Here is a 20,118-nt window from a genome sequence, read left to right on the forward strand (position 1 = left end):
CCTTTTGTTGTCCCGGGGGCGGTGTCTTAGGCGTGCGCCGCGTTCAGCGCCTGGTCCAGATCTGCGATCAGGTCTTCGGCATTCTCGATCCCGATCGAGATGCGCACCACGTTCGCACCTGCGCCAGCCGCTTCCTGCTGTTCCGGTGTCAGCTGGCGGTGTGTGGTCGAGGCCGAGTGGATCACAAGGCTGCGCGTGTCACCGAGGTTGGCGACGTGACTGAACAGTTCCAGGCTGTCGACGAATTTGACGCAGGCGTCATAGCCACCTTTCAGCGCCACGGTGAACAGACCCCCGGTGCCCTTGGGGCAGATCCGCTGGGCGCGTTCGTAATAGGGCGAAGACGGCAAACCGGCATAGGTCACGCCGTCCACATGCGGGTGCGTTTCCAGCCAGGCCGCGACTTTCTCGGCATTCTGGGTGTGACGCTCCATGCGCAGTGACAGGGTTTCGATCCCCATCAGCGTGTAATGCGCCGCCTGCGGGTTCAGCGTCATGCCGAGGTCGCGCAGACCGATGGCAATGCCGTGGAAGGTAAAGGCCAGCGGGCCAAAGGTCTCGTGGAACTTGAGGCCGTGATAGGCGGGTTCGGGTTCAGAGAGCGACGGGAACTTGTCGCTGGCCGACCAGTCGAACTTGCCCGAGTCGATCACCACACCGCCTGTGACCGAACCGTTGCCAGTCAGGTATTTGGTCATCGAATGCACCACCAGTGTCGCGCCATGTTCGATCGGACGGCACAGGTAAGGTGTGGCCGAGGTGTTGTCGACGATCAGCGGCAGGCCCGCCTTGTCGGCGACGGCAGAGATCGCGTCGAGATCGGCGACATGGCCGCCTGGGTTGGCGACTGCCTCGCAGAATACCGCGCGGGTGTCGTCGTCAATCGCGGCCTCGACCGCGTCCAGATCGTCGATGTCCACGAATTTCGCGGTCCAGCCAAAACGCTTGATGGTCTGGCTGAACTGGGTGATCGAGCCACCATAAAGACGGGTCGACACCACCACGTTGCGCCCTGGCGCCATCAGCGGGAACAGCGCCATGATCTGCGCCGCGTGACCCGAGGAACAGCACACCGCCCCGACGCCGCCTTCCAGCGTCGCCAGCCGCTCTTGCAGCACGGCCACGGTCGGGTTGGTCAGGCGCGAGTAGATATAGCCCACTTCCTGCAGGTTGAAGAGCGCGGCGGCGTGTTCGGCATCGCGGAACACGTAGGCCGTGGTCTGGTAGATCGGGGTATTGCGTGCGCCGGTCGCCGGATCGGGGCGCGCGCCCGCGTGAATTTGCAAAGTATCGAAGCCGTAGCTGGGGCCTTCGGACATGGATGTTCCTCCCGTTGAAATTCCGTTGCGGAAATCTTTAGGGGGTTGGCCGCGGGGGTGCAACGCATTCAACATATTCGGGAAAATCTACCTGATCCGTGCTTTGCACCGGAACAGGGTCCGCCGTGATTGAAATGCGGGTGAAAATGGTTTATGCTGCAATGCAGCAAATCTTCTGGAAAACCGTGCCATGCGCCTGCCTGTTGGACCGTTGCCTACTTCCTTTGATCCGAGCGGTACGATTCCGCCCGCCTTGACCCCCGTTCTGGCGGGAATGCGTTTGCGCAATGCGGGGTTGGACTGGGTGATGTATGATGTGGTCGCCCTGCAGGCGGGAGAACGCGCGCTGATGTTGCGCAGCCCGGTACAGGCGGGGGCCATCGTTGTCGCATGGCCCGAGGGCCGGAAGGGCGAGATCAGCCTTGAACTCTTTGAAGATGCCGCCGCTCTGAAACGTGCGCCGGGCCGGACGCTGCGCCGCTTTGCTGTGGCGGGGCTGGGATGTTCGAACCTTGGCGCAGCGGCCTTTGCCCGGGCGCTGGCCAATATCTATGGCGAACCGGTCGGGGCGATCGTCGCGGGCTATGGGCTGGGCGATCTTTTGTCTGAGGTTTTGGGCGGCGGCGTGATCCTAGCCGCGCCCGGGCGGGTCCAGCATCTGTTGCACATGGCCCAGAAAGAGGCCGCCGAGGCTGCGGCGGATGTCGCCATTCTGTCGGCTCCGGAACAGGACATGCGCGACCATGCCGCCAAACGCGCCGATGCCGCGACGCTTGTCGCGTTGTTGCAGGATGAGGGGCGTGAAATCCTGTCCCTGTCTGGCCACAGCAAGGGGTGCCTGTCGATCTCCTTTGCTTTCGAGGTTCTGGCCATGTCCGGCGCAGGGCAGAGTCTTGAGAAGATACGTCGTGCCGATATCGTGACCCTTGGCGCGCCGATCCTGTTGCCGGAACCCTTTTCCCATGTCCGGCAATACCTTGGGGCGCTGGACCTGTTCGGCGGCCTGAATACGCACCCCGCCGCCACGTTCCACACGGTAGCGGGGGCGGGGCACCACCTGAACACGCATCTGCCCTTTGCGCTGGACCTGACCCGGGTTTTGCAGGGCGAGGTTTTCTGAGGAACGTCATGGCAGATTGACAGGGCGGGCGCCCGGACCCTTGGAGAGCAGGGGCGCGGGAAGGCCAAGCATCCGTGCCCGTCGCCGCAACCGGGCCAGCGCCTTTCGCGGGCTGACCTGACCCTGCCGCGCCAGAAGCAACGCACATCCCAGTGTAAACAGCCCCGCGAACACTACGTCCGACAGGAAATGCCGCCCAAGCGCGATGCGCATCACCGCAACAGAAAACAGCACCAGACAGGCCAAGGCGCGCAGGGACAGGCGCCAGCCTCTGTGCTGCAGGCGGGCGGTCAGAAGATAGACAGAAATCGCGCCCGCCGTGACAGAGGCCGTCTCGGCGGACACGAAAGAACAATTGCCCCCGCATTGGTTGGTGATCTCAAGGGCCGGAGTAAATTCGGCCTGCCCGCCAAACTCTTCAGTCCGGACGGGGCGCGCCCGACCCCAGTGCCGTTTCAACAGGCCATTCACCAATAGCCCCGGCGCAAGGGCAAACAGGCAGAGGATAAAAGCCATGTGTCGGCGCAGCATCAGGATGGGGTGTGACGTGACCAGCGAGATGCCCAGCTCAAGCAACGCCAGAACACAGGGGATCAGGGACAGCCCCAACAAAGCGTGGCGCACCCCCTCGATATGTGCCCGGTCCTGCAAGATGAACCCGTCCGAATAGAACAGGGCGCTGGCCCAAAGATCCGTGCCGGGAAACAGGGTGAACAGCGTGGCAGATATGCCCATCGCGATCATCCATGGACGGATCAGGCTGGGGTGGTCCAACCCAGCAAGGCCAGTGTTGCGATCGTGTATTTGGGCGTAGCGGGTCATGCCCCGCGCCTAAAAGCGTTGCGTAACAGGTCGGTGATGGTCGCGCGACAAGACCGTAACAGCGCGTGGCACGGTTGTGTTTACCGCATCCAGAATCCGTTGCGCTTGATGGTGTTACGGATCGCCTGTTCGCGGCGGGGCAGGTGGTCGCGGTCGAACAGGGCGCGCACCTTCTGGCCGCGGCCCTGATAGATCATCCGCTTCATCGCGTCGTGCTGTTTCAGTACCTTCTTGACCTTGTTGGGGGCCGTGATTTCTTCCAGTACTTCGACCACCTTGTCGCTCTCGCGGGCGTAAAGCAGCGGCAACAGGCGGTAGTGACACGTGATATCCCCGTCCAGATACCCCGCAGGCAGGGCATCGCGCCCGCCGCCGAAAGAATGGATCACCAGGGGCAAGGTCACCTGATCCAGCCACGGGTGCAGTTCCTGACAGACCAGCTCGGGCGGGGCGTCATCGCGGATCGCGGTGGCGTAGTCCGCAAACCGCTCTCCGAACAGTTTGGGGCATTTGTAAAAGAAATACCCGGCGTTGAAATAAAGATAGCGCCGCCAGTATTCGTCGGGTTGCGACAAGTCGAGCGAGCTTTCGAAGTCCAGCCCGAACTTGTCGTAAAGCGATTTCCAGGTCTCGGTATAGCCCGGCCCGTAGAGTTCAAGCTTGGGCCACGTACCCTCGACGCGCAGCGACGCCCCGGGCCGCTCGAAATCAAACGGCACCGTCATCAGGTCGCCGGTCACCAACGTGTCCGTGTCGAAAAACACGAAGGGTTCGCCCTCCGGCAAGACGGACAGCGCCTCGATCTTGTTGCCATAAACATAGGTCTGTCCGAAAAGCCGCGACTCGAAGGGGATGATCTCGGCCCCGTTTTCTATGAGGAAATCGCGCACGACATCCTGATGGATGCGCGGATCCTGCTGCCATAGCGGGCCGGGCTGGGGTTCGGCGACGATCACACGGCCCGGAAACTTAGGGGACATGGCCCGCAATGACGCGATGAACAGCACCGCCTCATATTGCAGACGTCCTGCCTGTGCCACGATCAGAATGTTGAACGGGTCGCTTTTCGACGCTTTTGTTGCCATTTTTATCAATACCCTGCACCATACCTCGCACCGACTATAGGCCGGTTATCCCCTGCAGGACAGTAGGGAGTTGCGTGATTTTCAAGCCTGTAAGGGCATATTTTTGCAAAGGATCCGTGGAATGAAAAGACTTGTCCCGTTTTTTGTCGTGCTGGCCAGTTGTGTGGTCACAATGGTCTCAGCAGACCAGACATTCACCGCCGAGGACCAGACCCCGAGCGGTAAGTTCCTGACCGCGACCGAGGTGCGCCCGATCCTCGAGATGACCAAGGGCAACTGGGTGGCCGTGCGGGAATATGATGGTAAGGATTGGCTCTACTTTACGCATCTGATTTCGTGGCGCTGCGGGTTGCACCAGATCAAATACGCGGTCAATGACGGCACGCTTGAGGCGCTGGAGATCGCGCCCTGTGATCCCAAGAACCCCAACCACATCCCGCAAGAGTCGCAGATCGCCTTGACCTATCCCCTTGGTGGCATCACCTCCGTGACGGTCGAAATCCTGTATGACGACATGCAGGTCCAGACCGAGACGTTCCAGCGCGAAGAAGTTCAGATGCCCTGAAGGGCGGAACGGCGTCGTGGGACAGCCAGTGTGACAGGATAGGGGATCAGCTTTGAAAACGGATGTCATTGCGGGCCTTTGCGCCGCTTCACTCATGCTCGGGGCTGTCGCTGGGCCTGCCCGTGCGACGGAAGAGTTCGCCGCCGAAGACCAGACACCTACGCGGAAATACCTGACCGCGACCGAGGTGCGCCCGATCCTTGAGCGCACCAAGCGTGTCTGGATCGGTGTGCGCGAATATGAAGGGCAGGACTGGCTCTATTTCACGCATCTGGTGGACTGGCGCTGCGGGCTGCATCAACTGCGCTATGCCATCAACGACGGGCCGCTCACGGTGTTTCCCCTGACGGCCTGTGATCCGGCCGACCCCGAGGCGATTCCCGACGACCAGGGTTTTTCCGTCACCTATGCCCCCGGCGGGATCGAAACAGTGACGATCGATCTTCTCTATGACGATCTTGGCACCCAGACCGAAGTTTTCACGCGTGCGGATGTTCTTTTCGAGTAATGGTCGGGTCTATTTGCGGGCACACGCATCAATGCCTGCGGCACAGAAGGTGACCAGCTCGTCCAGATGGCTGGCGGCATCGGGGCGCGGATCCCCCAGCGCGTTGACCCGCCACCGCGACGTGATCAGCGCCAGCATGGCTGATACAGAATAGACAAACCCGGCGGCAATGGTTTCGCGCGGCGTGTCGGGGTACAGCGCGCAGATCGCGTCGATAAACCTGTTTGCCGTGGGGTCGAAGCACCGCGCGGCCAGCGGGCGCCAATGCGGATCGGCCGAGATCATCGCAATCAGCCGCGCGTAGGCCACCCATTGCGGCCCCCCCGTTTCAGCCTTGTAGAGATAAGGCTCAAAGAAACACCGCATCACGTCTTCCAGCTTGAGCGGCCCCAGTTCGCGTTGCGAGGCCAGCGCGCTTAGGCGTCCGGCCGACAATTCGTCCGCACGGCGCGCCACGATCCGCGCAAAAAGGTCCTCTTTCGGGCCGCCATGATGCGTTACCAGCCCCGCCTGTACCCCGGCTTCGCGGGCGATATCGCGAATCGATGCCCCCTCGAATCCCCTTTCGGCAAACAGTCTTTCCGCCGCGTCAAGAATGCGGGCGCGGGTTTCTAACGAACGCTTGGACGGGGCGCGTTGTCGTTGTTTTTCATCGGTAAAATCTGTCTTCATGGATTTATCTTGCCTTATTTTGGTCATCTGTTCAATATAAGAAAAATTTTGCTCGGGGAGGGAGCATGACTGATACGCGCGAACAATTCGCCCTGATTGGGGCGGGGCCGATGGGTTTGGCCGCAGCCAAGGTTCTCAAGGAGCAGGATATTCCATTTCAGGGATTCGAGCTGCACTCGGATGTCGGGGGGCTGTGGGATATCGAGGCCCCGCTGTCCACCATGTACGAAAGCGCCCATTTGATTTCATCCAAGCGGATGACCGAGTTCGCGGATTTCCCTATGGATGATGCCGTCGCGGAGTATCCGTCACACAAAGACCTGACCGGCTATTTTCGTCGGTTTGCAGATCACTTCGGGTTGCGGGCGCATTACAGGTTCAATGCGCGTGTGACCCAAGTGGCCCCGCTGGGGGAGAGCGGGGAAGGCTGGCGTGTCAGTTGGCAGGATCAGGACGGGGTCCATGAAGCCACCTTCAAAGGGGTCCTGATCGCCAACGGAACACTCTCGGAACCGAATATGCCCGACTTCAAGGGCACGTTCGACGGAGAGTTGATCCACGCCAGCCAGTACCGTCGCGCCAGTCAGTTCGACGGCAAACGGGTGTTGGTGGTCGGGGCGGGCAATTCCGGCTGTGACATTGCCGTGGACGCCATCCACCACGCCACGAAAACCGACCTGTCCATGCGGCGGGGGTATTACTTCGTGCCGAAATACGTCTTTGGCAAACCTGCCGACACGTTGGGCGGGGCCGTCAAGCTGCCGATGTGGATCAAGCGGCCAATGGACAGCCTGATCCTGAAATGGTTCGTTGGCGACCCGCAGAAATACGGCTTCCCGAAACCGGACTACAAACTCTATGAGAGCCATCCGGTCGTCAACTCGCTGGTACTATACCATGCGGGGCACGGGGATCTGACCATCCGCCCCGACATAGACCATTTCGCAGGCAAGACCGTGCATTTCAAGGACGGCTCGCAGGCCGACTATGACCTTGTTTTGGCCGCGACGGGGTACAAGCTGCATTATCCGTTCATCGCGAAAGACCTGCTCAACTGGCAGGGGGATGCGCCGCATCTGTATCTGAATGCCTTTCACCCCGACCGCGATGACCTGTTCGTGCTGGGCATGGTCGAGGCCACGGGCCTTGGCTGGCAGGGCCGTCACGAACAGGCCGAGATGGTGGCCCGCTATATCAAGGGGCTGGAAACCGATAACCCCGCGGCGCGTGATCTGAGAGCCGAAAAATCCGCCGGGTTTGAACGCGCGACAGGGGGGATGAATTACCTTAAGCTCGCCCGCATGGCCTATTACGTGGACAAGGCCACCTATCGCGGTGCCGTGACCAAATGGATCGACCGCCTTGCCAAGGGAGTGCGCGCATGACGCCGGTCGATGACGTTGTTCTGAATTTCAGCCCCGGGTCCCTGATGCTGTTGAACGGCATTCTGGCAGTGGTCATGTTCTCGATCGCGATCGACCTTGTGCCCGAAGACTTCAAACGTCTGGCGCGCGGGCCGAAACCCGTACTGGTTGGGCTGGTATCGCAATTCCTGCTGTTGCCTGCGCTGACGTTCGGATTGGTCCTGTTGACCACCCCCCAGCCCTCGATTGCGCTGGGCCTGATGCTGGTTGCGGCTTGTCCGGGGGGGAATATTTCGAACTTCATTACCCATCGGGCGGGGGGCAATGCCGCGCTTTCGGTCAGCCTGACCGCGTTTTCCACCGTGGGGGCGATTTTCCTGACCCCGTTCAACATCGCCTTCTGGGGCAGCCTTTATGAACCCACCCGCGAAATCCTGCGCGCGACGTCGGTTGATCCGGTGTCGGTCGCGATCACGGTCGGGTTCATGTTGGTGCTGCCGCTGGTGTTGGGCATTACCCTGAATATCCGGCGCCCTGACATCACCGCAAAGCTGCGTACGCCGCTGCAATGGGTGTCGATGGGGATTTTCATCGCCTTCGTGCTGCTCGCGATTGCAGCGAACTGGAGCTACTTCCTGACCTATGCCGGGTTGGTGGCGGTGCTGGTGCTGTTGCACAACGGCCTTGCGCTGGGCGGAGGCTTTGCCCTTGCGACGCTGGCCGGGCTGTCGCCCTTTGACCGCCGTGCCATCACTATCGAGACCGGAATCCAGAACTCGGGCCTTGGGCTGGTTCTGATCTTCGGTTTTTTCCATGGGCTTGGCGGCATGGCCGTTGTCGCGGCCTTCTGGGGGATCTGGCACATCCTGTCGGGGATCGTGCTGGCAAAATTCATGAGCAGAACCGAGGCCGCACGATGACACGTATCCTGATTACTGGCGCGGCGGGCATGATAGGCCGCGCCCTTCTCGAAGAATTGGCCGACACGGACCACGAGGTCATTGCCACCGATCTGAATGCGCCCGCAAACCTGCCCGCTGGCACCGCGTTTCACAAGATGGACGTGACCACGGATGACCCTGCGCGCGTCATTTCCGAGACCCGGCCCGAGGTGATCGTGCATCTGGCCTCGATCGTGACCCCGCCCAGGGGGTCGACCCGAGATCTTGAATATGCGGTCGATGTGCGTGGCACCGAAAACGTGCTCGAGGCGGCGCTGGCGGCGGGCACACGGCGTCTGGTCGTGACGTCTTCTGGGGCGGCGTATGGCTATCACCCGGACAACCCTGTGCCCTTGCGCGAAAGCGATCCGGTACGCGGCAACGAGGCCTTCCCCTATAGCCACCACAAACGGCTGGTCGAGGAAATGCTGGCCGAGGCCCGCGACACCGACCCCGAGTTGGAACAGGTTGTGCTGCGGGTGGGCACCGTGCTGGGGCAGGGAACCGAGAACCAGATTACCGCGTTGTTCCACAAGCCCAGCCTTCTGGCCGTGACTGGCAGCGAAAGCCCCTTTGTCTTTATCTGGAGCCGTGATCTTGCGCGGATTCTGAAACGGGCCGCCACCGACGGGCCGACGGGGATTTTCAACGTGGCTGGCGATGGGGCGCTGGGCGTCACGGATCTGGCCCGTGCCATGGGCAAACCGGTCAAACGCATTCCGGCCTGGGTGCTGAAATCGGCCCTTGCGGTGGCCAAACCCCTTGGCCTCAGCCGCTATGGCCCCGAACAGGTGCGGTTCCTGCAATACCGGCCCGTGCTCGCCAATGACGCCCTGAAGCGTGAGTTCGGCTATGTGCCCGAAAAGACCAGCGCCGAGGTATTCGAGTTCTGGCGCGAAAGGGCAGGCGTGTGAAAACGGCGGTTATTTCGGGCGGCAATGGCGGTCTGGGCCGTGCTTTGTCTGCGGCGTTGCAGGCGCGGGGTTGGCGCGTGGTGCTGCTGGACCTTCACACTGAAGGGATGGAGGACACCCCGACGCAAATCCCGATCACCTGTGACCTGACCAATCCCGAAGCCCTGGCGCGGGCGACCAAGGCCGTGCTGTCGCGCTGCGAGTCGATCGATCTGGTGGTCTATAACGCCGGAATCACCCATCTTGGTGCCTTTGACGGGTTGGACGAGGCCGCCTTGCGTAAAGTGTTTGAAATCAATCTCTTTGCAGCCGCCAACATGGCGCAGGCCTTCCTGCAAGCGGTGCGCGACGCGCGCGGCACACATTTGGCCATATCTTCAGTTGCGGGGTTTTCGCCGCTCTATCATCGCACGGCCTATGCCGCGTCGAAACATGCGCTGGAAGGGTTGTTCGGATCGCTGCGTTCAGAAGAGCGGCCTTATGGCGTCAGGACAATCATTGCCGCGCCGTCCTTCGTGGCGACCAATACGGGCCACGTGCCTGCAGGGCAAGACGGCACCACGCGACCCGGCTCGGCGTCTGACGGATTTGACGTGATGACTCCGGACGAAGCCGCCGCCGTGATCCTGAAAGGGCTGGACAAGGGGCGCGATTTTATTCCGGTGGGGCGGGTGGCGCGGCTGAGTTACTATATCAACCGCCTCAGCCCGCGCCTGTTCCAGCGCCTGATGGAGAAAAACGTCAAGGGGCACTAGCCCCATACGCATCCGCTTATGGTCTGTTCCAACGCATAAACTGCGCGCTAACCATTTGAACTTTTAGGGAAAGTGGTGGGCGACCTTGGAATCGAACCAAGCGTGCGTCTCCGCGAGGGAGTTACAGTCCCCTGCCACACCTTGCGGCCTGTCGCCCACTTTCCAGACCTTGCGGTCTCGGTGTGAGGGGCTGATTACCGGTGCGGGCAGGGGGCGTCAACAAGAAAATTGCTTGCGGTGCACCCAGAACCGGCGCATTGGTAAATTCCCGTGGAAAACAGGACGCATGAGCGATGAAAAAACCAAAATGGGTTGTCGAAAAAGAGCAGTCAAAGCGCAAGGCCGAGGCAGAAACCGTCTGGTTGTTCGGGTTGCATGCCGTGCGCGACGCCCTGTCGAATCCGGCCCGCGAGAAACTGCGACTCATCGTGACCAAGAACGCGGCGGACAAGCTGGATGAGGCCATCGCCGAGTCGGGCATGACGCCTGAAATCGTCGATCCGCGTAAATTCTCGGCGCCGATTGATCCGCAATCCGTGCATCAGGGGGCGGCGCTTGAGGTCAAGCCGCTGAACTGGGGCAGCCTGTCGGACCGTGCCATTGCCGATGACGACCGGCCACAGCGCCTGATCCTTCTCGACCGCGTGACCGACCCGCACAATGTGGGCGCGATCCTGCGCTCGGCCGAAGTGTTTGGCGCGCTGGCCGTGATCGGCACCCGCCACCATTCGGCCCCCGAAACCGGCGCGCTGGCCAAGACCGCCAGTGGTGCGCTGGAACGTCAGCCCTATCTTCGGATGCGCAACCTGGCAGACACCATCAACGAGTTGCAGCAGATGGGGTATCTTGTGCTGGGCCTGGATGGCGAAGCCGAACAAAGCATCGAACAGGCGCTGGACGGCAAACGCGACTTGCCCGTGGCCCTTGTTCTGGGCGCCGAAGGGCCGGGATTGCGTCAGAAAACCAAGGACACCGTAGATCAACTGGTCAAGATCGACTTTACCGGTGGATTCGGCTCTCTCAACGTGTCGAATGCTGCCGCGGTGGCGCTCTACGCGTCTTTGCCGCATTAGGGGGGAAGGGCGTCGTCACTTTTTCCGGTGCCGCCCTCCCATACATGCCTGCAGCGCCCTACATGTGGGATATAAGCAGCGCCGGAGAAGACCGATTCCATACCCGACCAAAATTGCCACCTGCAACTATTGCGGAACGCGCGCCGCTCTTGTCCTCAAGGGCAAGACCCGTCACGAACTGGCTTGTTCCAGCTGTGGCGCACCGCTGCACGATCTCAAGCAGATGCCCGTGCCGGACCGTCCCCGCAAAGACCCTGAGCGACCGGTGATGAAGGCCCCGGCCTTTGCCCATGACAAGCCCCGTAAGAAACACAAAAAGAAAAGCAAGAAACGCAAGGGCTGGGCACGCTGGATGGCGGAAGAACTGTTCGACGTGGTCGAGGATATCTTCGACTGACTGGCGGAATCTTGCCGGTTTCCCACGCGCGATCACAGATGTTTTATCAGCCCTTTAAACTTGCCCGGTGATACATATCTGAAGTGCACAAGAGGCAGACATGGAACCGCTGTCTCTGACTTCACTGTCCCTCGTTCCGTAACTGGCGCCCAAGAGTTTCTTGGGCGCTTTTTCTTTTTACAGAATCCGGTTAGCGTCTGCCTATGACCTATTCCGATACCCTTCTCAAAGACGTCCTGAACCGCACCAAATCCATTGCGGTGGTCGGCGTGTCCATGAACCCTGTGCGGCCCAGCTACTATGTGGCGCGGTATCTCGGGCTCAAGGGGTATCGGGTGATCCCGGTCAATCCCGGCCACGCGGGCAAGGCTTTGTTCGGTGAAACCGTCCGGGCCAGCCTGTCCGAGATCGACACGCCCGTCGATATGGTAGACATCTTCCGCCGCTCCGAGGCCGTGCCCCCCATCGTGGACGAGGCCCTCGCGTGCTTTCCAAACCTGCAAACCGTCTGGATGCAGATCGGCGTCGAACACGCAGATGCTGCTGCCAAGGCCGAGGCGCACGGCGTGACCGTGATCCAGAACCTGTGCCCCAAAATGGAATACCAACGCCTATTCGGAGAGCTGCGTATGGGTGGCTTCAACACCGGTGTGATTTCTTCCAAGCTGTGAGGTCTTACAGAGCGCCCTTGCGCCGTGTGGCAAAGACTTCGGCGCGGGGCACCCACGTATAGCGTGTGTCCTCGGGCAAAGGCGCCCAGAACAGGTATCCGCCGTAACGCCAGCCGTCCAGAACGATCCCGTCCTGCATGGGGGCACCTTTTGCGCTCAGGATGACGGTGCTGTGTTCCACGCGCAGGTTGTCGATATTGGCAATGGCACGGTGGAAGGAAAAGCTCTTGAACCCTTCTCGGCGCAGGCGCGCTTCGAGATCATCCGCCCAATGCCAGCACAGGCCGCGTGGCCGCAGCCCCTGATTGACCTTGGTGTTATGGATCAGGGGTGGGTCGCTGACCTTGTAGGCTTCGCGTTGCTCAAGCGAATAGGCATAGGCGATCTCGGCCGCGCGCCGCGCTTCTTGCGGAGCGACCCGATTGGTACTGTCCATGGTCTGCAAGGCACGGGCCAGCCCGTCGACATCCGCGACCTTTTGCTCGGAGGGCACGCCACAAGCCGCAAGGAAAGTGATGACTAGAAGAAAAGCCCAACGCCACATGCGCGCCTCAACCTGACAGAAATCCTGTTCACTATAGGCGCGGGCGTCGCCGGTGAGGAAGCGGCTTGTCAGGTTTTGGGGCGCGCGGCCTTTTCGGCGATGCCGCTGGTGCCCTGACGCCGCGCGAGTTCGGCCAGAACTTCGTCCAGAGTCACGCCGCGCGATTGCAGCATCACCAGCAGGTGGAACAGCACATCGGCACTTTCCGAGATCAGCCCTTCGCGATTGTCTTTAACCGCTTCAATGATGGCCTCGATCGCCTCTTCCCCGAATTTCTCGGCGCATTTCTCGGGCCCTTTGGCGAGCAGTTTCGCGGTCCAGCTTGACTCGGGGTCGGCCTCTGCGCGGTCTGCGATGGTGGCGGCAAGATCGGTCAGCGTGGTCATGTGAGCCTCATCGGGATGCCGGCATTGTTCATGTATTCCTTGGCTTCCTGTATGGAATATTCGCCAAAGTGGAAGATCGACGCCGCCAGCACGGCACTGGCCCCGCCCTTGGTGACGCCTTCGACCAGGTGATCCAGCGTGCCAACCCCGCCCGAGGCGATTACCGGCACGTCCACAGCGTCGGAAATGGCCTTGGTCAGGGGCAGGTTGAACCCCGCCTTGGTGCCGTCGCGGTCCATCGAGGTCAACAGGATTTCACCTGCGCCTTTTTCGACCACAAGGCGCGCGAATTCGACCGCATCGATGCCGGTGGGTTTGCGCCCGCCATGGGTGAAGATTTCCCATTTGCCGGGGCTCACGGTCTTGGCGTCGATTGCGACCACGATGCACTGGCTGCCGAACTGCGCGGCGGCCTCGGCCACCACATCGGGGTTTGCGACTGCTGCCGAGTTGAACGACACCTTGTCGGCCCCCGCCAGAAGCAGACGGCGCACATCCTGCACGGTGCGCACCCCGCCACCCACCGTCAGCGGCACAAAACACTGTTCGGCGCAGCGTTGCACCATGTCGATCATCACACCACGATTGTCATGCGTCGCGTGGATATCGAGAAAACATATTTCATCCGCACCGGCGGCATCATAGGCGCGGGCGGCTTCGACCGGATCGCCCGCATCGCGCAGGCCGACAAAGTTCACGCCCTTGACCACACGGCCATCGGCCACATCAAGACAAGGGATCAGACGGGTTTTCAACATGGCGATGTTATCCGCTTTTTCTGGGGGCAGGGGAAGGGGCTTTGCCCCTCTTGTCCCGGATCAGGTCCGGGGCAATTCACCCCAGAGTATTTCTGCAAAGGTGAAGATCAGGCCTTCATCACGGCCAGTGCCTCTTTCAAATCAATCGCCCCGTCATAAAGCGCACGCCCCGAGATTGCGCCATTGAGGGGCGCGCCGCAGGTTTTCAGGTTGCGCAGATCGTCCAGTGACGACACCCCGCCCGAGGCGATCACCGGGATCGACACGGCATTGGCCAGATCGGCGGTGGCCTCGACATTGGGGCCCTTCATCGCACCATCGCGCATAATATCGGTATAGATAATCGCGGCCACGCCTGCGTCCTCGAAGGATTTGGCCAGATCGGTGACCATCACGTCGGTTTCCTCGGCCCAGCCCTTGGTGGCGACCTTGCCGTTGCGGGCGTCGATGCCCACGGCGACCTTGCCGGGGAATTCACGCGCGGCCTCGCGTACGAGATCGGGGTTCTCGACGGCGACGGTGCCCAGGATCACGCGGGCCAGCCCCTTGTCGATCCAGTTCGCGATGGTTTTCATGTCGCGGATGCCGCCACCCAGCTGGGCGGGCACCTTGGTCTGTTTCAGGATTTCCTCGACCGGTGCGGCATTCACCGGCTCACCGGCGAAGGCGCCGTTCAGGTCGACCAGATGCAGCCATTCACAGCCTGCCTTGACGAATTCCAGCGCCTGCGCGGCGGGGTTTTCGTTAAATACGGTTTCCTGTGCCATATCCCCGTGCACAAGGCGCACGGCGTTTCCGTCTTTGAGGTCGATGGCGGGGTAAAGGATCATGGCGGTATTCCGGTCTGAATATGAGGTCAGGCGCGGTTTGGCACGGAGTTGCCGGAAATGCAACGTGACCCCAAGTCAGGGTTGATCGAAACCGCCCCCTGTATCAGAGTTTTGCTCAGATTTCGGGAGGAAAACCATGAAAAAACTCATTCTGGCCGGTGCCGTTCTGATTGCGGGCGCCACTGTTGCGGCAGCCGATCCCGCAGCGGGTGTCTGGAAAACCGCGCCGGGTGATACCGGCGGCTATCTGCATGTGACCATTGCCCCCTGTGGCAGTGCCATCTGCGGGACCATCAAGGAAGCCTATGACAAGAACGGCAATGTCTCGCCAAATTACGAGCACAAGGGCAAGAAAATGCTCTGGGACATGAAGGCCGAGGGCAATGGTGCCTATGGCGGCGGCAAGATCTGGGCACCGGATTCGGACAAGACCTACAAATCCAAAATGTCGCTGAGCGGATCGAAACTGAACGTAAAAGGCTGTGTGGCCGGGGGCATGATCTGCCGTGGGCAGGACTGGACCCGGATCCAGTGAGTTAGAACAGCCCCATCTGCACGGGGATCACCGCATAGCCCTTTTCCAAATCGAGCGCCTTCAGGCGCTCGACTTCGTTTTGGGCCTGGTCAAGGCCGGGCAGGTAGCGGCGCTCTTTCTGTTTGGCGCTGCCATCAATCGCCCCCCATTCCCGCTCAAGGCACCAATCGCCGAACAAGGTCTGCGTCACGCGCAGAACATGATACCGTTTCTGGCGTTTGATGTGATTGAATTTCTCAAGCCTGATATGCACTTAGGGAAACCAGTTGAAGTGGCGGTTCGGGGTCGGACCTCCACTTACACACAGGCCGCCCTTCCGGTCCAGAAGGGCGGCGTTCATTCTTGCGTCAGCGTGTCTGCAGGGACACGCCCCCGGGGTCAGACGGCGCCGGTATATTCGCCGCGGGCCGGATAATCGTTGGCGATTGCGAAATCCAGTGCGCCGACCAGTTCCGAGAAATGCGGACGCACGAAGGGCATGGTCTGCACCGAGCCGTAGTACAGAGTCTGTTGCGGCGTCACCATGAACAGGCCCGGTTCCGAGAACAGGGCGGGTTCCTCGAGCCCGATCGAGGTCTTGCCCCGTGAGGTCGAGATATAAAGCCCCCAGTCACGCGCCACATCAAGCGGCAGGTCATAGGCAAAGCGCAGCCCCTTGGCTTCGATCTTGTCGGCCATGGCTTGGGTGCGCTCTTCGCCGTCCGAACTGACGGCGATACAGGACACGCCGCGTTCGGCAAAATCGGCAACGCGCTTTTCCAGCTCTTTCAGGTAGTTTGCGCAGATCGGGCAATGCAAACCCCGGAAAAAGCAGATGACCGTGCCCCGCTCGGAGCCTTCGGAGGCGAGGTCAAAAGTGCCACCGCCAAGCATTGGCAGGGTCAGGTTCGGGGTTTTCTGGCGTGGGATCAGCATCGGATTTCCTATCTGTCGATTGTGATTGATTCAGATTTTGTCAGGATTTATGGTTTGATAAATCCGAATAACCGTGCATAGAAACCGAAAATCCATGGATCGTCTAACCACACTTGTTGAGCGCTTTCACCTTTCGGTGCGCCCTGCGCCTTTGGGCCGGGCCAATCTCATCGCCTGTGCCAAAGACGGAGCCACGCCCGAGCGGGTGGTGTTTTTCGCGCGCGCGACTGAACCCCGCAGTTGCGCGGAGGCTGTCCTGTTTGCTGCCTCGGTTGATTGGGCGGGGGCTTCAAACCCTTTGCTGGCTTCACTGCCTGACAAGGTAGAACTGGACCTGCGCCCGCATCCCGAAACCGCCGCGCTGGTCGGGTTGATGCATCATGAGGCCGTGGCCAACCGGTGCGGCGCTCAGTCGGTGATCAATCGGCTGGGCGAGGCTCTGATGGTGCGTCTTCTGCGCGACCAGATCGAACGTGGCAGCACAGAAGCCGGGCTTCTGGCGGGCATGGCTGATCCGCGTCTCAGCCGCGCCATCGTGTCCATGCATGACCACCCGGGCCGTCTGTGGACCAATGCCGACCTAGCACAGATCGCGGGGCTGTCCCTGTCGCGCTTTTGCGAGTTGTTTGCCGGGGTCGTGGGGGAAACGCCGATGGGGTATCTACGACGCTGGCGCCTGATCCTGGCGCGTCAGGATGTGATGAACGGCGACCGGATCGAGCGCGTGGCACATCGCTATGCCTATGCCTCGCCCGAAAGTTTTACCCGTGCCTTTCGCAAGGCCTATGGCACCGCCCCAAGCCGTTTGCGCCCGGCACCGTCTTCTTCTTTGTAAAAATACTTCCGATGAATTGGGGGCCAGAGCCCCCAAGGGCGGATCAGGGTGTCCAGCGCAGGAAGTTGCCGATCATGCGCAGGCCCACATGCTGGCTTTTCTCGGGGTGGAATTGCATGCCAAGCATCGTGTCTTTTCCAATGATCGCAGTGACATCACCGCCATAGTTGACATAGGCGATCCGGTCTTCGGGGTGGGCGACGTGAAACTGGTAGGAGTGCACGAAATAGGTGTGGTCGCCGCTTTCGACTCCGTCAAGAACGGCGTGGGGACGTTCGATCACCAGATCGTTCCAGCCCATATGCGGCACCTTGAGGGATTTGTCTGTCGGGGTGATGCGTTCGACATCGCCCGCGACCCAGTCCAGACCGGCGGTTTCCTCGTATTCATGGCCCATGGTGGCCATGAGCTGCATGCCGACGCAAATGCCAAGGAACGGACGGCCCTTGTCTTCGACGGCCTCGACCATGGCGTCATAGATGCCTTTGTGGCCGCGCAGTTCCGCAGCACAGGCCGGAAAGGCGCCATCGCCCGGCAGAACAAGACGGTCGGCGCGGGCCACGGTATCGGCATCTGATGTGACCACGACCTCGCCACCATCTACTTCGCGCGCCATGCGCTGAAAGGCCTTTTCGGCCGAGTGCAGGTTGCCGCTCTCGTAATCAATGATGGCTGTCAGCATGTTTTACAGCGCCCCTTTTGTCGAGGGGATGGCGTCAGCCTTGCGCGGGTCGGTCTCGACCGCTTCGCGCAGGGCGCGGGCCACGGCCTTAAAGGTGGCCTCGGCGATGTGGTGGCTGTTGAACCCGTGGATCTGGTCCACATGCAGCGTGATGCCGCCATGGGTCGACAAGGCCTGAAAGAACTCGCGCACCAGTTCGGTGTCGAAACTGCCGATCTTCTGGGTCGGCATGTCGACATTCCAGATCAGGTAGGGCCGGGCCGAGAGGTCAAGCGCAGCGCGCACCTGCGCGTCGTCCATGGGCAGGTGGCACGCGGCATAGCGGCGGATGCCCTTCTTGTCGCCAAGCGCCTGTGTCAACGCCTGACCCAGCGCGATGCCCACGTCCTCGACCGTGTGGTGATCGTCGATGTGATAGTCGCCCTCGGCGCGAATGGTCATGTCGATCAGCGAATGGCGCGACAGCTGGTCGAGCATGTGGTCAAAGAAACCCACGCCGGTCTGGTTGTCATAGATGCCGGTGCCGTCCAGGTTGATCTGAACGGTGATGTCGGTTTCCGCGGTGCTGCGGCTGACCTCTGCTGTGCGCATGGTGCGTCCTCGTGGTTCGGGTTGCGCCATCTTATAGGGGGGGTGTTCTTCGGGGCCAAGAGGCGTTGTTTCGGGATTGTGGAAGGCGTGCTAATTGTGCCAGCCTGCATCCAAACCGGACGAGGACCAAATATGACCACCTGTGTATTCATCCAGATTCGCTGCAAGCCCGGGACCACCTATCGCGTGGCCGAAGGCATTGCGCTGAAGGAAATCCATTCGGAGCTGTTTTCGACCAGCGGGGAGTATGACCTGTTGATGAAGCTATATATCCCAGAGGGCGAGGATGTGGGCAAGTTCATCAATGACAACCTGCTGGATATCGACGGAATTGAAAGGTCGCTGACCACGTTGACGTTCAAGGCGTTTTAGAGCGTAATAGGATTGTGCGCCCTGCGGGCGCGCAGGTCTTGCCGGCCCCGGCGGGCCGGCGGTGTGCCTCCGGCGGAGGTATTTTCCCAAGAAAAAGAATGGGCTAGAGCGCGTTCTTGCCGTCGATCCAGACGGCACGGATGGCGCGGTCGTCGCCCATCATGATGGTAGGGAAAAGCGCCTCCCACGTGGTTTCGGCGCGGGCCGCGCGTTGGGCGATGTCGGGGGTCGAGGCGAGGTCCAGCACGACGATATCTGCCTCGAGCCCCGGTTTCAGGTTGCCGATCCTGTCTTCCATGTGCAGCGCGCGGGCCGAGCCGACGGTGGCCAGCCACATCAGTTGCGCGGCATGTAGCGAGTTGTGGCGCAAATGGGCGATCTCGTATGCGGCGGCCATGGTGCGCAGCATGGAAAAGCTGGATCCGCCACCGGTATCCGTGGCCAACCCGACGCGGTGGCCTGACGCCGTGAGCCCGCCCATGTCGAACAGGCCCGAGCCGATGAAGGTGTTCGAGGTGGGGCAGTGCACCAGACCCGCGCCGACTTCTTTCAGCCGGTCCTTTTCGCGCGGTTCAAGGTGGATGGCGTGGCCGTAAAGGCCGTTTGTCCCCAGAAGCCCATACGCCTCGTAAGTGTCGAGGTAATCGCGGGCGTCGGGGAACAGACCCTTTACCCAATCGATTTCGTCGGTCTGTTCGCTGAGATGGGTCTGCATGAGACAGTCGGGATATTCGCCCCAGAGAGCGCCAAGGGCCTGAAGCTGGTCCGGGGTCGAGGTCGGGGAAAAGCGCGGTGTGATGGCATAGGACAGGCGGTCGACACCATGCCATGTCTCGATCAGGGCCTTGCTGTCGTCATAGGCGGATTTCGGTGTGTCGCGCAGGCCCTCGGGCGCGTTGCGGTCCATACAGGTCTTGCCCGCGACAACCCGCTGCCCGCGTCGCTGCGCCTCGGAAAAGAAGGCGGTCACCGATTCGGGATGGATGGTGCAGTAGCTGGCCATGGTCGTGACCCCGTGTGCCCGGGTCAGATCGAGGTAAAGTCGCGCGATTTCAGCGGCATACTCGGCGTCGTGAAAGCGCATTTCTTCGGGAAAGGTGTAGCTGTTCAGCCAATCGATCAGGCGTTTGCCCCAGCTCGCGATGATGCCGGTTTGCGGGTAATGCACATGGGCGTCCACGAAACCGGCGCAGATCAGGTCCTCGCCATAATCCGTGATCGCAGCCTCGGGATGGTCGCGGCGCAGGGTGTCGGCCTCGCCCACGGCGGCGATCTGGCCACCCTCGATCATGACCGCGCCGCGCCTGCGGATGCGGGCGGCCTGTTCCGGGGGGGCCTCGAAAGGCGAGGTCACGAAGTCGAGCGTCTGGCCCAGCAGCAGAGATTTTTCGGACATGGCGCGGGTCCTTCCCGGAGAAGCGGCGGAAACGCGACAAACCTATCATGTGGGCAGGCCGGGGCCAG

26 protein-coding genes and 1 tRNA gene are annotated in these 20,118 nt (G+C 61.1%); 13 read left to right on the forward strand and 14 right to left on the reverse strand.

Annotated elements, in window-relative coordinates; all coding sequences use genetic code 11:
- Positions 1-26: 26 nt before the first annotated feature.
- Entirely contained in the window at positions 27-1,319 is a 1,293-nt protein-coding gene (locus tag WNE31_RS14720; protein ID WP_349980709.1) for an O-acetylhomoserine aminocarboxypropyltransferase/cysteine synthase family protein, read from the reverse strand.
- Positions 1,320-1,509: 190 nt separating this feature from the next.
- Between WNE31_RS14720 and WNE31_RS14725 the strand changes: the two genes are divergently transcribed.
- Positions 1,510-2,439 carry a hypothetical protein gene (locus tag WNE31_RS14725; RefSeq protein ID WP_349980710.1) on the forward strand — a complete coding sequence of 310 codons (930 nt, stop codon included), beginning with the start codon at positions 1,510-1,512 and terminating at the stop codon, positions 2,437-2,439.
- A 6-nt stretch (positions 2,440-2,445) separates the two neighbouring features.
- Here the strand turns inward: WNE31_RS14725 and WNE31_RS14730 are convergent, their stop codons facing one another.
- Both WNE31_RS14730 and WNE31_RS14735 read right to left on the reverse strand, forming a co-directional pair.
- The gene (locus WNE31_RS14730) at positions 2,446-3,261 is read right to left on the reverse strand and encodes a phosphatase PAP2 family protein (protein ID WP_349980711.1); all 816 of its coding nucleotides are present in this window, start codon (positions 3,259-3,261) and stop codon (positions 2,446-2,448) included.
- Positions 3,262-3,341: 80 nt separating this feature from the next.
- Entirely contained in the window at positions 3,342-4,346 is a 1,005-nt protein-coding gene (locus WNE31_RS14735; protein WP_349980712.1) for a hypothetical protein, read from the reverse strand.
- A 121-nt stretch (positions 4,347-4,467) separates the two neighbouring features.
- On the opposite strand from WNE31_RS14735, the gene WNE31_RS14740 reads away from it, so the two are divergent.
- Positions 4,468-4,911: a hypothetical protein gene (locus tag WNE31_RS14740; RefSeq protein WP_349980713.1), complete on the forward strand. Its 444-nt coding sequence runs from the start codon at positions 4,468-4,470 to the stop codon at positions 4,909-4,911.
- A gap of 52 nt (positions 4,912-4,963) precedes the next feature.
- Positions 4,964-5,419, forward strand: coding sequence for a hypothetical protein (locus WNE31_RS14745; RefSeq protein ID WP_349980714.1), 456 nt, complete (start codon positions 4,964-4,966; stop codon positions 5,417-5,419).
- Between the two features lie 9 nt (positions 5,420-5,428).
- Here WNE31_RS14745 and WNE31_RS14750 read toward each other — a convergent pair whose 3' ends face one another.
- Positions 5,429-6,091 (reverse strand): TetR/AcrR family transcriptional regulator, encoded by a 663-nt coding sequence (locus WNE31_RS14750; protein WP_349980715.1) that lies wholly within the window; start codon positions 6,089-6,091, stop codon positions 5,429-5,431.
- Between the two features lie 65 nt (positions 6,092-6,156).
- On the opposite strand from WNE31_RS14750, the gene WNE31_RS14755 reads away from it, so the two are divergent.
- The 4 genes from WNE31_RS14755 to WNE31_RS14770 are packed head-to-tail and all read left to right on the forward strand — an operon-like array spanning position 6,157 to position 10,065.
- Entirely contained in the window at positions 6,157-7,476 is a 1,320-nt protein-coding gene (locus WNE31_RS14755) for a flavin-containing monooxygenase (protein WP_349980716.1), read from the forward strand.
- Positions 7,473-8,375, forward strand: coding sequence for a bile acid:sodium symporter family protein (locus tag WNE31_RS14760; protein WP_349980717.1), 903 nt, complete (start codon positions 7,473-7,475; stop codon positions 8,373-8,375). The genes WNE31_RS14755 and WNE31_RS14760 overlap by 4 nt, the downstream gene beginning before the upstream one ends.
- The gene (locus WNE31_RS14765; RefSeq protein ID WP_349980718.1) at positions 8,372-9,310 is read left to right on the forward strand and encodes an SDR family oxidoreductase; all 939 of its coding nucleotides are present in this window, start codon (positions 8,372-8,374) and stop codon (positions 9,308-9,310) included. Before WNE31_RS14760 ends, WNE31_RS14765 begins: the two co-directional genes overlap by 4 nt.
- Positions 9,307-10,065, forward strand: coding sequence for an SDR family NAD(P)-dependent oxidoreductase (locus WNE31_RS14770; protein ID WP_349980719.1), 759 nt, complete (start codon positions 9,307-9,309; stop codon positions 10,063-10,065). Before WNE31_RS14765 ends, WNE31_RS14770 begins: the two co-directional genes overlap by 4 nt.
- A gap of 73 nt (positions 10,066-10,138) precedes the next feature.
- Here WNE31_RS14770 and WNE31_RS14775 read toward each other — a convergent pair.
- Positions 10,139-10,222, reverse strand: a tRNA-Tyr gene (locus WNE31_RS14775).
- A 136-nt stretch (positions 10,223-10,358) separates the two neighbouring features.
- Between WNE31_RS14775 and rlmB the strand changes: the two genes are divergently transcribed.
- The 3 genes from rlmB (at position 10,359) to WNE31_RS14790 (ending at position 12,206) form a co-directional block, all read left to right on the forward strand.
- Positions 10,359-11,138: a 23S rRNA (guanosine(2251)-2'-O)-methyltransferase RlmB gene (rlmB, locus tag WNE31_RS14780; protein WP_349980720.1), complete on the forward strand. Its 780-nt coding sequence runs from the start codon at positions 10,359-10,361 to the stop codon at positions 11,136-11,138.
- Between the two features lie 94 nt (positions 11,139-11,232).
- Positions 11,233-11,535, forward strand: coding sequence for a hypothetical protein (locus WNE31_RS18470; protein WP_463407437.1), 303 nt, complete (start codon positions 11,233-11,235; stop codon positions 11,533-11,535).
- A 203-nt stretch (positions 11,536-11,738) separates the two neighbouring features.
- The gene (locus WNE31_RS14790; RefSeq protein ID WP_349980722.1) at positions 11,739-12,206 is read left to right on the forward strand and encodes a CoA-binding protein; all 468 of its coding nucleotides are present in this window, start codon (positions 11,739-11,741) and stop codon (positions 12,204-12,206) included.
- Between the two features lie 4 nt (positions 12,207-12,210).
- Here WNE31_RS14790 and WNE31_RS14795 read toward each other — a convergent pair whose 3' ends face one another.
- From WNE31_RS14795 to hisA, 4 genes are all read right to left on the reverse strand, one after another.
- Entirely contained in the window at positions 12,211-12,750 is a 540-nt protein-coding gene (locus WNE31_RS14795; protein ID WP_349980723.1) for a hypothetical protein, read from the reverse strand.
- Positions 12,751-12,818: 68 nt separating this feature from the next.
- Positions 12,819-13,136, reverse strand: a complete 318-nt coding sequence (locus tag WNE31_RS14800) for a phosphoribosyl-ATP diphosphatase (RefSeq protein WP_349980724.1) — start codon at positions 13,134-13,136, stop codon at positions 12,819-12,821.
- Positions 13,133-13,894: an imidazole glycerol phosphate synthase subunit HisF gene (gene hisF / locus WNE31_RS14805; RefSeq protein WP_349980725.1), complete on the reverse strand. Its 762-nt coding sequence runs from the start codon at positions 13,892-13,894 to the stop codon at positions 13,133-13,135. Before hisF ends, WNE31_RS14800 begins: the two co-directional genes overlap by 4 nt.
- Before the next feature lie 107 nt (positions 13,895-14,001).
- Positions 14,002-14,724, reverse strand: a complete 723-nt coding sequence (gene hisA / locus WNE31_RS14810) for a 1-(5-phosphoribosyl)-5-[(5-phosphoribosylamino)methylideneamino]imidazole-4-carboxamide isomerase (protein ID WP_349980726.1) — start codon at positions 14,722-14,724, stop codon at positions 14,002-14,004.
- Positions 14,725-14,860: 136 nt separating this feature from the next.
- Here hisA and WNE31_RS14815 point away from each other — a divergent pair, with 136 nt between their 5' ends.
- Complete coding sequence (locus WNE31_RS14815) at positions 14,861-15,259, forward strand: DUF2147 domain-containing protein (protein ID WP_349980727.1); 399 nt, start codon at positions 14,861-14,863, stop codon at positions 15,257-15,259.
- Between the two features lies 1 nt (position 15,260).
- Here the strand turns inward: WNE31_RS14815 and WNE31_RS14820 are convergent, their stop codons facing one another.
- Together WNE31_RS14820 and WNE31_RS14825 are read right to left on the reverse strand one after the other, a co-directional pair.
- Positions 15,261-15,512: a WGR domain-containing protein gene (locus WNE31_RS14820; protein WP_349980728.1), complete on the reverse strand. Its 252-nt coding sequence runs from the start codon at positions 15,510-15,512 to the stop codon at positions 15,261-15,263.
- 125 nt (positions 15,513-15,637) lie between these two features.
- Complete coding sequence (locus WNE31_RS14825; protein WP_349980729.1) at positions 15,638-16,174, reverse strand: peroxiredoxin-like family protein; 537 nt, start codon at positions 16,172-16,174, stop codon at positions 15,638-15,640.
- A gap of 94 nt (positions 16,175-16,268) precedes the next feature.
- On the opposite strand from WNE31_RS14825, the gene WNE31_RS14830 reads away from it, so the two are divergent.
- Entirely contained in the window at positions 16,269-17,009 is a 741-nt protein-coding gene (locus WNE31_RS14830) for an AraC family transcriptional regulator (protein ID WP_349980730.1), read from the forward strand.
- Between the two features lie 43 nt (positions 17,010-17,052).
- On the opposite strand, the gene hisH is transcribed toward WNE31_RS14830, so the two are convergent.
- Both hisH and hisB read right to left on the reverse strand, forming a co-directional pair.
- Positions 17,053-17,691: an imidazole glycerol phosphate synthase subunit HisH gene (gene hisH / locus WNE31_RS14835; protein WP_349980731.1), complete on the reverse strand. Its 639-nt coding sequence runs from the start codon at positions 17,689-17,691 to the stop codon at positions 17,053-17,055.
- Between the two features lie 3 nt (positions 17,692-17,694).
- Positions 17,695-18,282 carry an imidazoleglycerol-phosphate dehydratase HisB gene (gene hisB, locus WNE31_RS14840; protein ID WP_349980732.1) on the reverse strand — a complete coding sequence of 196 codons (588 nt, stop codon included), beginning with the start codon at positions 18,280-18,282 and terminating at the stop codon, positions 17,695-17,697.
- A 132-nt stretch (positions 18,283-18,414) separates the two neighbouring features.
- On the opposite strand from hisB, the gene WNE31_RS14845 reads away from it, so the two are divergent.
- Positions 18,415-18,654, forward strand: a complete 240-nt coding sequence (locus tag WNE31_RS14845; protein WP_349980733.1) for an Lrp/AsnC ligand binding domain-containing protein — start codon at positions 18,415-18,417, stop codon at positions 18,652-18,654.
- A 103-nt stretch (positions 18,655-18,757) separates the two neighbouring features.
- Here WNE31_RS14845 and guaD read toward each other — a convergent pair whose 3' ends face one another.
- Positions 18,758-20,050, reverse strand: coding sequence for a guanine deaminase (gene guaD, locus WNE31_RS14850; protein ID WP_349980734.1), 1,293 nt, complete (start codon positions 20,048-20,050; stop codon positions 18,758-18,760).
- Between the last annotated feature and the right edge of the window lie 68 nt (positions 20,051-20,118).

Origin of the sequence: Shimia fortis (genome assembly GCF_040225985.1) — a bacterium.
GTDB lineage: Bacteria > Pseudomonadota > Alphaproteobacteria > Rhodobacterales > Rhodobacteraceae > Shimia.